Raw genomic sequence first — 12,132 nt, forward strand, 5'->3', positions numbered from 1 at the left:
TCCTCTATCGGCCGTTATGCCAGTATGCTTTCAATGCGCTCGATCATGTCGGAGCTCAGCTGAACGCCGGCTGCCTTTACGTTCTCTTCTACCTGCTCAGGCCGGCTAGCTCCTACCAGGGCACTGCTTACGTTCGTCTGCCGCAAAATCCAAGCCAAAGCCAACTGTCCGACCGTCAGGTTCAGCTCGGCAGCCGCTTCGTTCAGTTGCTGCACCTTGGCGATTTTCTCTTCGGTGATACCCTTGCGCATCCCCTCCAGTTTGGACGCCCGGCTATCTGCAGGAAGGTTCTGCAAAGACACGTATTTGCCTGTTAGTAAGCCTTGAGCAAGTGGAGAGAAAACGACTTGTCCGATCCCGCCACGCTCCCCGTAAGGAATGACTTCTTTCTCGATATAACGATTGAACATATTATAGACCGGTTGATTAGCCACTATACGATCGAGCAGGTAACGATCAGCGATCGCATGCGCTTCAGCCATCTGCGATGCCGTCCATTCGCTGACCCCTACATACAGCACTTTGCCCTGTCTTACCAAATCGTCCAATGCGCGAAGGGTTTCTTCCATCGGCGTGTTTGGATCGAATCGGTGGCAATAGTACAGATCGATATATTCGGCGCCCAGCCGCTTCAGGCTTGCATGGCATTGCTCCATGATGTGCTTGCGCGACAGTCCACGGTCGTTAGGACCGTCGCCCATCTGCCCGAACACCTTGGTCGCTAGTACGTACGATTCGCGAGGGAATGCCCGCAGCGTCTCACCCATGAGCTTCTCGGCCTCACCCCGCTCGTAGACATTCGCCGTATCGAAGAAATTAATGCCCAGCCCATAGGCGGTTTCAATGGATTTGACCGCGTTCTCCCGCTCGACATATCCTCCATAAGTCAGCCAACTGCCCAGACTAATCTCGCTGACCATTAAACCGCTCTTACCCAATTTCCGATATTGCATGTTCGGCTCATCTCTCTTTCTGCTCGGATTTGCCCTCAACTGGACTCGTTAACTATTATAAGTAAGTAGGATGCATAACGTAAGAAGTGAAAATATTATCACTAAATTATACGTTCTATATCTACTATACTTTAGATAACCACCATGTCCCATTTCATTTGCGTTTCCCTAAGAAAAGTTGACTCACTCGTTTAGAGAAGTCTTCTATTCCAAAGCTTGCCGTATCAATCCGGTTATACCAGTTCGTTATGGTTTCCAGGATCCATAAAGGTACCTGAACCTCGCTTATCAGAGGATAAAAATGTTTGTAGGTCCATACCAAGTGTTCCCATCGACTATCGTTTCCTTCCTTGATATATTCCGATACATCAAGAACCTTTCCTCTTCCATCTTGTAAAAGAACATTTTTTAGATGAATATCCCTTGGGTTCAGCCCTTGACTGCGGACAAACTCTCTTGCATTTTCAACATCTTGTATCACTTGCTCTGGAACGCGGACACCTTGAAGTAGACAATCATATAAGGTAACTCCTTGTTCAAAACTTAATACCAAGTAGTTGGGTCCGGCTCCATAACATTTGGGGAAATACTGTGATCCTTTTAAGCGTTCGTATATACCTGCTTCCACTTCCTTTTTCTCTAATGCCTGAGAGGAATACACTTTGTATGCGTAATTAGGGGTGTGCAGGTAATAAAAGACCGCGGCATCCGTTCCGATACCGATGCAACGCAAATCTTCTGAAAAACCAATGACGGAAACAGGCTTATTGTGTTCATGTCCAATGACCTCAATATCCCTCAATGCTTCCTCAACTTGTTTCCAGTCCGCTATCATAACCATCTTCTCCTTCTTGTTCTGTCATGATTTACGTCGAAGGATTCATTTTCATATCCATAATTATATAACGCTTAACATGTGATAACCGTTGCAACTGTCCTGCCAGTTCGAATGATGAGGCTAACAGAACTTACTGTCCGACCTCATATGAAAAAAGCCGCAACCACGCGGCTTCTTAAGCATTTATCTACAATACCCATAACCCCAGCCTTTCGAACCAGGTTGTCAGTTTCATTGGCCGCTAAAAGCTAAACAAGCCGCCGATGGATCGGCAGCCTGTTATTGTTGTATTAGCTTTCATGATTAGCCCCACTATTCGATGAATCAGACTGTCGGAACATAGACGCACTTCCCGTCGCGCGCAAGTACTGGACCGTTCGCATATACTTGACCGGTTTCCGGATTTTTCGCTCCCGCATGCGAATATTGCATGATATAGGCTTTTCGCACATCTTGACTCAAATTCGGAGTACTCCGATGAAAGAGGAGGGATGAGAACGCGACCATGCTGCCTTTTTTTAGCGGCACTGCAAGCCCAGGATTTTCACCGAAATAACACAGAAGGCCGGTTATCGTCTCCTTGTGCTCCACTACGCCTTGTTTGTGCGACTCCGGCATCACCCAGACGCATCCGTTCTCGATGGTCGCATCCGTCAACGCGAGCCAGCAGGTCAAATAATGACGGGGTTCGATGGGAGCGTAGCCATTGTCCTGATGCCAAGGGAAGTCGCGCTTCGCTTCCGGTTTTTTATAAACCGATTGGTCCCAGTACAGTTGGATATCCGGTCCGAGGAGGGCGGTGGAAATATCGACGAATTTTTGCTGGCAGGCAAACTTTTGCACATAAGGATCGATCAAGTTTGTATTAGCCCTGAACGTGATTTGGTTAGGGATGTTGATCCATTGAGCCCCGTTGGTGCGCAGAAAACGCTCATATTCTTCGTCGTATTTATCCAATCGTTCTCTAAGTTCATCGATTTCCTTCTCATCAAACAAATCCTCGAAAATAATGAAACCCGACTCTTCGTATTGCTTTAATTGTTCTTGTGTAAGCATGTCGTCCTCTCCTTTTGCTAGCTTTCAGCGCCAATCTGCAGAACGGAAACATCCGCTCTCGGCATTCGGACTTTGGTGCCATACAATCTATCCCTTAATTGAACCGATCGTCAGGCCCTTTACAAAATACTTTTGCACATAAGGATATACGAGTAAGATCGGGCCGATCGTTACGCAGACCGTCGCCAGTTGAACGCCCATAGCCGGAACGTTCGTGACAATATTGACATCGGTTCCTTGAACATAACGCTGTACATCAATATTAGACATCAGACTCCGGATCATAATTTGCAGCGGATGGAGCTCCTCTTTATCCACAAACAACATCGCATAGAACCATTCATTCCAATAACGTAACGAAACGAACAAACCAACGGTCGCGATCACAGGTTTGGATATCGGCATATAAATCCTGAAGAAAATATAACTTTCACTGGCCCCGTCAATCGTTGCGGCCTCATTGATCTCATATGGGATGGTGCGAAAATAAGATACCATTAAAAAAGCGTTCCACGGCCCGAATAGTCCAGGCAAGATGATGGCCCAGAGGGTATCCTTAAGATGCAGCCAATTGACCACTAATATATAGAACCCTACCAGCCCGGGACCAAACAACATTGTAAAGTACACAATAAACGATAGAACGCCACGATATTTAATTTTACGGTTGGCCATAACATAAGCCATCATCGACGTAATCAGAACGCTTAGAAACGTGCCGACTACCGTTATGATGATGGTATTTTTATAACTCACAAATACTTGTTCGCCCGACAAAAGAAACCGGTAAGAATTTAAACTGATTTCTTGGGGAAACAAGGAAAACCCTTGAGACCGGAGACTTCCTTCCGCGGTAAACGAACCAATGACGACAAGCCAAAACGGGATTACGCAGATGAGCGAAAGAAGCATAACCCAAACGTACATAGACAAGTGAAACAATTTTTCGGATATCGTTGCATCCTCTGCAATCCGTTTCGTTGTAAAGGCAGACTTATATGGCATGTTACGGCTCCCCCTACCACAAGCTTGAATCCTTATCTAATTTTCTGGTCATCCAATTCACTGTACAAATGCAAATCAGTCCCATACAGGATTGCCATAATACGATTGCGGCGGATGAAGAGAAATTGCTGCGAAGTCCACGATAGACATAAGTGTCGATAACGTCCGTTGTCGGAAAGAGCAGCGCGTTCTCACCGACTATCGAATAAATCAAGCCGAAATCCCCATAGAAGATACCTCCTACCGCAAGCAAAGTCAGCATGATCACCGTCGGACGCAGCAAAGGAAGAGTAATGAACCAGATTTGCTTTAAACGGTTCGCGCCGTCTATTCTCGCGCTTTCATAGTACTCTCCGGAAATCCCGGACATGGCGGCCAAGTAGATGATTGCCCCTGCTCCTACTCCTTTCCATACTTGTATAGTCGTAATAATCGCCGGCCAATATTGCGGCGAAGCATACCATGAGACGCCATCCGTACCTAATTGCGTCAGAACATTGTTTATAAGCCCGTCTCTTGTACTGAGTAAAGCAAATACCATATAGGCTACAACCACCCATGAAAGAAAAAAAGGCAGGAAAATAAACGATTGGGATATTTTTTTAAAGAGCACGAATCGAATCTCGTTCAAAAACACGGCCGTAATTATAGCAAATATCGTGCCGAAAAAGATGTTCAAAAAATTCAAATATAGCGTATTCCAAGTAACCGTAATCCAGTAGTCATTCAAAAAGAAAAAATAAAAATGCTTGAAACCGACCCACTCGCTGCCCCATAGACCCTCGGTTGGCCTGAAATTCTTGAACGCAATAAGATGTCCGAACATAGGGACATAGGCAAAGACGATCAAATAGATTAAAGCCGGCAGAGCAAGTAAATAGAGATGGATATTTCTTCTTATCTCCTGAATCGATCTAGTCAGCAAAATCGTCGACACTCCTTTCTTGTGGATTGTTTACTCGCTTATCCCCGGCCGGACCGCTAAGATTCAACGAATGCCCGCCGGGGATGCGACTGTTAGAGTAACTTACGCTACTGCTTGTTTTGAAGGAACTCATCGATTTGTCTCTGAGCTTCCTCCTGAACCTTTTTGGTGAAAGGGGCCGCTTTTTCTTTATACTCTTCCCATGTTTTCTCGGGATCTACCGTTCCGTAAAATAAGGGTCCGCTGATAGCGGAAAATAAAGCGGCAACCTGTTCGCTTTCGGCTTTTACTTTCGTATCATCGAAAGTAAAACCGGTTAATTTGTCTTCAATAAAGTTGTTCGGATCCTTGGACCAAAGGTTCCAACCGCGGATCTCCTCGGACTGGGCCGCATTTTCGCGGTTGCTTTCGGGATTCCAAATCCATGCATAAGGGAACCAAGGATAAAGTTCGTCAAGCTCTTTATAAGCATCCGTTCCCACGGCTTCCCAATGCTTACCCTCAATGCCATATGCCAATAAATCATAGTTTTCTTTTTCATTTGCCCAATTTAGAAACATAATGGCCCGTTCCTTATTCTTGCTGCTGACCGGAACATGCATGAAGTTCCATTGTTTGAAATCAGAGACCATCTTTTTATTTTTGTCGAAGAAGGTCACAAATTCCGCTTCTGCCGCAGGGTCTACGGACTTCAGTGCATCAACGACCGCTTTGGGCAAGTCAAAGCCATTAGCTGAAGCGGAAGCTGCTTTTCCCGCTTTAAAGGCTTCAACGCCGCTTCCGGAAGCCAGAACATCCTGGTCGATTATTTTGTCTGTAAACCACTTGCGTACGGTCAGAATAGCCTCCCAGAATTTAGGATCTCTTTCTTCAAACATGTTATATGCTTTTCCATCATTATTTTTATAGTACAGTGTATAGCCACCCCAGAAATTTTTGATATGCGTATCCTGGTCTGCAAGGAGCTGGAAACTTACCAAATCCAGTCCGCCCGGGTGGATCGGTGAAATTTTCGGTTCATTTTCTTTCACGGCGTATAAAAATTTCTCAAAATCGTCCCAGGTTTGAATAGGGGGAATCCCCAGCTTTTCCCGTAAATCTTTGCGGATATAGTATCCGCGTCCCGAAACGTTGTAAACTCCTAGCGGGATACCGTAAACCTTGCCGAACAGCTTATTGGCCTCCCACATTTGCTCAGGACGGGACGATTTGATCGTAGGTCCATATTTGTCCAGCAATGCTTCCAATGGTTCATAGTACCCTGCTTGAATCATTGCCGTTTGGATATTCCACGGAGCGTCGAAAACCAAATCGTAATCCTCTCCCGCAGCCAACGAAACCTGCAATTTCTTCCCATAATCCGCCCACCCGACGAATGTCATGTCTAGTTTCACGTTCAACGTGTCGGCCATTCTCTTCTCCGCTTCGGCCAATACTTCTCCCAAATTATTCGGCTTATCCCCGGGGACTAGAATTTTTAGGGTGACCGGTTCTAACGGTTCAGGCTCGGCTTGCTCAGTTGCAGAGTTGTTTGTTGTCGATGCTGCTGCATCTGATGCCGGCTCGGATTTGCCAGATTCATCTTTACTACATGCAACAACCCCAGAAAAAACTAGCAGTACGGCCAAAAGCATAACAAAGAACTTTTTTCTCTTCTGCATGAATGCGCCTCCCCAAGAGATTTAGGTCACACCCCGTTCATTATCAACGTGTGGGTCCATGACTAGAAATGTAGCTAAAGCTTAGCTGGTTGTATAGTTCTCATTCTTCGGAATCAGTTCTGAATCCACTAAAACTAGGGGTACTTATTTTAATATCAGTCCTGAATGACACAAAAAAACCGGAACCGTACGGCCCGGAATGTAATGAAACGGCTCATAGAAATTTCCCTCCCTCCATTGCATCTCTGTATTGAGCCGGAGTCATCCCTGTCATCTTCTTGAATGTTGTATAGAAGTGGCTCTTCGTCTGAAACCCGGTTTGTTCGGCAATTTCAGATATTGACCAGTCTGTTGTAATTAATAAATTTTGTACATGCTTGATTCTTAAATCTAAAATAAAGTTCGATACGGAAAGGTCCATGACGTCTTTAAAGATCTGAAGCACATAATTTTCCGAAAGGGATACATGACTGGAGATCATTTGAATGGACAGCATCGGATTGAATAGATTTTTCTTGATATATTCAATAATTTCTGAAATTAGTTCCTCTTTGCGGTTGTGTTTTTTTCTCTGCTGCATTTGCTCCATATAAGAAAGGAGCTGTGATTCCAACCACTCCGCCGCTTCTTTAATTGTTTCAAAATGACTCAATTGTTCCTCAATGCCCGTGATCCCTTGAGCTAGATTGATTTGTTTAAATGATTTATAAATCCAATAAGTGATTTGGATTAGCTGCAGCTTGCATTCCGTGTAGGGGAGCGCATACATGTGGGATATCAGGATGTTCAAGCAATTCTTCATCTGATCTTTTTGACCTAGCCGCGTGCAATTCAACATTTCATCCAATACTTGCTCGTCTAATAAAGTGAGGCTCACCGGTTTTGGTTCGGGATGATCCTCCTCGTGGTAAATACGTTCCTGGCCTGTAATAAATTTCATCATGGATAGCTCATATATATTTTCGTACACGAAATGCAAATCCGCTTCATGCGCCTGAGGCTTGCTTACAGCTATACTTGCGGAAATATGTATCCAGTGGAGTAATTGTTTCTTTATTTCCAAGAACATTGAAGTTAACTCGGTTTTTTCATATTGCATGGAATCAATCAGAAGAACGATGTGATCCGATGCAAAATCGATTACCTCCCCTTTTTCCGCTTTATTTCCCAAAACTTCAATGGCAATGTTCCCCATCGCATACTTTAACAGTTTTCTGGAAGAAAAATCATAGGCATCCGAGAACGAGGGATAGGCATCGATTCGGATGACGGCCAATCGGATGTGCTCGGAATGTAATAGGTCCGATTCCCTGCTTAAATATTCTTTTATCGGCTTGGTCAGCTTACCGCTCAAAACCCATTGTCGAATATACTCTTCTTTAACCAAGCTTTGATTGCTTTTCATGGCGTGGTCAAGCTGATCGATTTTGCCAAGCAGCGTATCAAAACTATGTTTAATAACCTCAACTTCATTAAAATGACGAGCAGTTTCCCTGCCGACTGCATCTATTTTAAATTTTTGCTGAATTTGCTGAACCAGTTCACTAAATGGCTTGTAATTTTTTCTCGAAATCCAGAATGACATGATCACCGCAGTCACAAGCAGAATAACGCATGACCATATGATTTTATTTTGAAACCCATTTAAATTCTTTTCCCACTGTTCTGTAGGCGTGATATGAAGAAGAATCCAGCCGATCGTTTCCATGTCTGCATAGCGAACGGAATAATTTTTGCCCGCAAAGTTCCAATCAAACCGCCCGAATCGGTCTTTTACGTAATTGGACTTGGCAATTTTGAAATATTCGCTCTTTTGGTGTCCTAATACGACCTCTCCGCTGTAATTGATCAGCATGACCTCGCTGCGCGCGCTTTCGTTCCATTGCAGCAAGTAGGTTTCCAAAAGCTGATTGTTCAGTAAAAGAATCAAGTAGCCATTCTCAAGTTTATTCGAAGGCACCGACGGAATGATCAAGGCAAGAGCCTGCGTCTTGCTTCGGTTCGAGTCCAAGCCGGGCTGGGCGCTCGTCATTTCATGACTGATAAATCTTAAAAAGTGAGGCCGATTGTTCTGAACAAGATGAAGCATTTCCTGGTCGAAAAAATCATCGAATACACTGATCCCGACTTTTCTCGAATCTCCGGCGATTTCCCCCTGGGAATAAATAACTCGCTTTGTTGAAAAATTTATTAAATACGCGGAATGGATAAACGGCTCCGTATTGAGATACCATCGAATCGCTTCATTGGCTTTGTATTGCAAGGTAGGGCTTTCTTCTTGCGCGATTAACCAGCTTCGGATTCTCTGATCCTCATAAATTTGAAGACCGCTTGTCTGGATATTTTTCAATACGAACTCCGTGTTTTGGATGGTTTGATTCATTTTATCGAGCGTGAACCTATCAATATCTTCCAGAGCGTATTGTGAGAATTGCCTGGTTAAAAATAATGAAAAAGGAATAATGATCATGGTAAAAAAAATCGTCATGATCAGGAAAATTCGAATGTACATCTGTTTCAGAGAGATTTCATTGAGCATAGATGTGCTTCCTCCGCAAGATTCATTGAAAGCGCTTTCCAACTAGTTGGTAATCATCTCATGAATATAAGGCGGTTTGAGTGTTTCAAATTATCATTATTAGTATATATACTTTTTCTTTCGCGTATGTAACTTGCCCGTTCCTAAATCGGTTATCGTTCGCATGCTTTTCCGTATGATGAATACATTTAAGTATTCGATGATCAGGAGGACAAGAAATGGCAATAAAGAAGGAATCGTTCATGAGAGGGACGATGACCTTATCTGTCGCTGCTTTCATCAATCGCATACTTGGTTTTATAAGCGGCATATTTGTCGCTCGCGTATTAGGTGCGGAAGGAATCGGCTTGTTAATGATGGCACATCCTCTGGTGCCGCTTGTCATTACGATTACTGAACTCGGCTTGCCAGTTGCGATTTCAAAGCTTGTTGCGGAAGCCTATGTTCGAGATGAGAAGATGAAAGTCAGGCGTATACTATACGTATCACTTTCTTTGACCTGTTTCTTGAGTATAACGCTGACGACCCTTTCCCTGCTTGGCTCCCAGTGGATCGCATCTATCCTGCTTAGCGACCAGCGCGCTTATTATGCCATGCTCGCGATTACACCGATTGCGCCGATTGTCGCAGTCTCTGCGGTGCTGAAAGGGTACTTCAGAGGCATTCAGCAAATGAAAATCATCGCCGCTTCAGATGTACTCGAGTATTCGGTACAGATTGCTTGCGTCCTCGCTTTGGTACATTTGCTTCTGCCATATGGCGTTGCGTACGCGGCAGCAGGTGCAATGGCTGCCTCTGTTATTAGCGAAGCCATTAGTCTTCTGTTCCTCGTGATTAGCTATAAGGTACGAGGTGAAGCCAAATTGCCGGGCGAGACATGGGCCGGACATTTGAAGCAAGGTAAACAAACTCTAAAAGAGTTGATGCAGATCGGCCTGCCGACAACAGGACAAGGAGTAGTGCAATCGGTATATAGCGCATTCCAGCCTTTGCTCATTGCGACCAGTCTCGCTATGACCGGTATAAGCACGGCGGTAGCCACGAAGCAATTCGGGATGTTGGCTGGTTACGCATTTCCGCTTCTCTTCATGCCTAGCTTTATCACGCAATCCTTGTCCACCGCGCTCGTGCCGGCTATCGGGGAGGCTGCTGCGAGTAAGAAGGATCGGTTAGTTCATGAAAGGATGAATCAAGCGCTGAACTTAGGCCTGCTGATTGGCGCACCGGCTACCGTTATTCTTTTCGAATGGGCAATCCCGCTTACCAAACTTGTCTACGGTGCGCCTGAAGCGGGATTGCTGCTCAAAATATTAGCGCCAATGTTTTTCCTCCACTACTTCGACGCTCCCCTGCATGCGATTCTACTCGGACTCGGCCGCGCGAATGCTACGTTTTGGAACTATGTTGTGTCCACTTCATTCAAAGCCATCGCGATATTCGTATTTGGAAGCCAGTTTGGCATTGTCGGCGTCACCTTTGGCATCGGAATCGGAATCGTCATGCAAACACTGTTAAACTTCTTCTCGATATCAAGCTCGATCGGAATCTATATGAGTATTCAGCCCTATTTGGCGGTCGGTGTGTCCATGCTGCTAATGGCGATTAGCGGTCACTGGTCTTTTGAATATCTATCCGTGGTCCAAGGCTTCTCGTTCTTATGGAGCGTAGTTGGATCAATCATCTGCTCTCTTTTGATCTACTTCGCTGCTTTTCTATTGATGAATGCCTTGCGAAAAGCAAGCCGAACAATATTGATACCGCGTTAGTCGACGTCGCTTCAGCCCCGGCGATCCTCGAGTGCCTTTTTCAGCGAATAATGGTAAAATGCTAGCTTAGGACGAATATATTCCAAGACATGGAGGTGTGCTTGACTATGGCTTCTACTTTTGCCTTTCTCGGCTCCTATGCGGACGCTGACCAACCTGGAATTTACGCTTGTGCATATGACAAACAAACTGGCGCATTAACGCTGATCGGTCAAGCGGACGGTCTGCAAAATCCGACATTCCTCGCACCTAACGGGGCGAATCGGACGATTTATACGATCATGGAGGGAAAAGATAGCGAAGGCCGTAAATGCGGTGCCGCAGCCGCATACCGTTTTGATCCGGCCGATGGCACCCTGCTTCGCTTGAACGAAATGATCACGCTTCCTGCCACGACATGCCATATTACAATCGACGCGACGAGCCAATTTGCCATGACGGCGAGCTATCACGGCGGTATGGTCAGCCTCTCGCCGATTCTCGACGATGGTCGAATTGGTTCGACAACCGACATGCACCGGCATGAAGGTTCCAGCGTTCATCCGGCACAAACGCAGGCGAGAGCCCATTCGATCATCGTCGACAACGCAGGCCGGTATGCTGTGGTGTCCGACCTCGGCCTTGATACTCTGTTTGTTTATGAGTTGGATTTGCCCCATCAACGCATGCTGCTTCACTCTAAGATAACGATCGTTCCCGGATCTGGTCCTCGCCATTTCGTCTTCCATCCGGTGCTGCCATTTGGATACGGTATTAACGAATTAAACAGCACGATCACGGTATATGCTTACGATGCCGATGAAGGGCGGCTCAGTGTCGTGCAGACGATTTCCACGCTGCCGGACTCGTACGCGGGCGACAATGCTTGTGCGGACATTCACCTGTCCCCAGATGGAAAGTTTCTGTACGGCTCCAATCGAGGGCATGACAGTCTGGTTGTCTACCGAGTCAACCCGGATGATGGCCGCATTGAGCCGATTGAATACGCACCCACGCTCGGCGGACACCCGCGAAATTTCGCTTTGTCGCCGGACGGACGGTTCGTGCTTGTCGCAAATCGTGATGGTAACAATATCGTAACGTTCAGCCGCGATGCCGAGACGGGCAAGCTGCAACCTACAGGCAGCGAGCTTTACGTTTCCAAGCCGGTTTGCATCCGCTTCACTGAAATTGGTATCTGACAACAATAAAAATTTATAAAAAATGGAAAAAGCCGCAAATATGCGGCTTTATTATTTCATTTTGGATCACCCATCAAGTTGAATCATTCTTTTCTCCACAGTCCACCGGAGCATGGAACAAAACCACATTCTGTATAAAATGCTTTATGTTCTTTGCCCGATCATTGTTCCAATTTAGTTTGGATCCGATAAATCAAAAAAAGCCTGC

The 12,132-nt window shown here is 45.5% G+C and carries 9 protein-coding genes; 2 read left to right on the forward strand and 7 right to left on the reverse strand.

Going from position 1 to position 12,132, the window contains the following annotated elements; translation table 11 throughout:
- Positions 1-14: 14 nt before the first annotated feature.
- The 7 genes from DL346_RS08935 to DL346_RS08965 all read right to left on the reverse strand — a co-directional run bounded on the left by DL346_RS08935 (position 15) and on the right by DL346_RS08965 (position 8,977).
- Positions 15-953: an aldo/keto reductase family protein gene (locus DL346_RS08935; protein ID WP_112881651.1), complete on the reverse strand. Its 939-nt coding sequence runs from the start codon at positions 951-953 to the stop codon at positions 15-17.
- Positions 954-1,107: 154 nt separating this feature from the next.
- The gene (locus tag DL346_RS08940; protein WP_112881652.1) at positions 1,108-1,788 is read right to left on the reverse strand and encodes a serine/threonine protein kinase; all 681 of its coding nucleotides are present in this window, start codon (positions 1,786-1,788) and stop codon (positions 1,108-1,110) included.
- Positions 1,789-2,115: 327 nt separating this feature from the next.
- Complete coding sequence (locus tag DL346_RS08945; protein ID WP_112881653.1) at positions 2,116-2,847, reverse strand: phytanoyl-CoA dioxygenase family protein; 732 nt, start codon at positions 2,845-2,847, stop codon at positions 2,116-2,118.
- Between the two features lie 87 nt (positions 2,848-2,934).
- The gene (locus DL346_RS08950) at positions 2,935-3,852 is read right to left on the reverse strand and encodes a carbohydrate ABC transporter permease (protein WP_112881654.1); all 918 of its coding nucleotides are present in this window, start codon (positions 3,850-3,852) and stop codon (positions 2,935-2,937) included.
- Between the two features lie 13 nt (positions 3,853-3,865).
- On the reverse strand, positions 3,866-4,777 hold the full coding sequence (locus tag DL346_RS08955; protein WP_240633071.1) for an ABC transporter permease: 912 nt from the start codon (positions 4,775-4,777) through the stop codon (positions 3,866-3,868).
- 107 nt (positions 4,778-4,884) lie between these two features.
- The gene (locus DL346_RS08960) at positions 4,885-6,438 is read right to left on the reverse strand and encodes an extracellular solute-binding protein (protein WP_240633072.1); all 1,554 of its coding nucleotides are present in this window, start codon (positions 6,436-6,438) and stop codon (positions 4,885-4,887) included.
- A 214-nt stretch (positions 6,439-6,652) separates the two neighbouring features.
- Positions 6,653-8,977 (reverse strand): helix-turn-helix domain-containing protein, encoded by a 2,325-nt coding sequence (locus DL346_RS08965; RefSeq protein WP_112881655.1) that lies wholly within the window; start codon positions 8,975-8,977, stop codon positions 6,653-6,655.
- 242 nt (positions 8,978-9,219) lie between these two features.
- Here DL346_RS08965 and spoVB point away from each other — a divergent pair, with 242 nt between their 5' ends.
- On the forward strand, positions 9,220-10,743 hold the full coding sequence (spoVB, locus tag DL346_RS08970; RefSeq protein ID WP_240633073.1) for a stage V sporulation protein B: 1,524 nt from the start codon (positions 9,220-9,222) through the stop codon (positions 10,741-10,743).
- Positions 10,744-10,850: 107 nt separating this feature from the next.
- Positions 10,851-11,924, forward strand: a complete 1,074-nt coding sequence (locus DL346_RS08975; protein WP_112881657.1) for a lactonase family protein — start codon at positions 10,851-10,853, stop codon at positions 11,922-11,924.
- Positions 11,925-12,132: the final 208 nt, after the last annotated feature.

The organism is Paenibacillus montanisoli (assembly GCF_003268025.1).
GTDB lineage: Bacteria > Bacillota > Bacilli > Paenibacillales > Paenibacillaceae > Paenibacillus_Z > Paenibacillus_Z montanisoli.

Coding starts and splice junctions, on each gene's coding strand:
- DL346_RS08935 (WP_112881651.1), bottom strand. CDS start 953: ATGCAATATCGGAAATTGGGTAAGAGCGGTTTAATGGTCAGCGAGATT.
- DL346_RS08940 (WP_112881652.1), bottom strand. CDS start 1,788: ATGATAGCGGACTGGAAACAAGTTGAGGAAGCATTGAGGGATATTGAG.
- DL346_RS08945 (WP_112881653.1), bottom strand. CDS start 2,847: ATGCTTACACAAGAACAATTAAAGCAATACGAAGAGTCGGGTTTCATT.
- DL346_RS08950 (WP_112881654.1), bottom strand. CDS start 3,852: ATGCCATATAAGTCTGCCTTTACAACGAAACGGATTGCAGAGGATGCA.
- DL346_RS08960 (WP_240633072.1), bottom strand. CDS start 6,438: ATGCAGAAGAGAAAAAAGTTCTTTGTTATGCTTTTGGCCGTACTGCTA.
- DL346_RS08965 (WP_112881655.1), bottom strand. CDS start 8,977: ATGCTCAATGAAATCTCTCTGAAACAGATGTACATTCGAATTTTCCTG.
- spoVB (WP_240633073.1), top strand. CDS start 9,220: ATGAGAGGGACGATGACCTTATCTGTCGCTGCTTTCATCAATCGCATA.
- DL346_RS08975 (WP_112881657.1), top strand. CDS start 10,851: ATGGCTTCTACTTTTGCCTTTCTCGGCTCCTATGCGGACGCTGACCAA.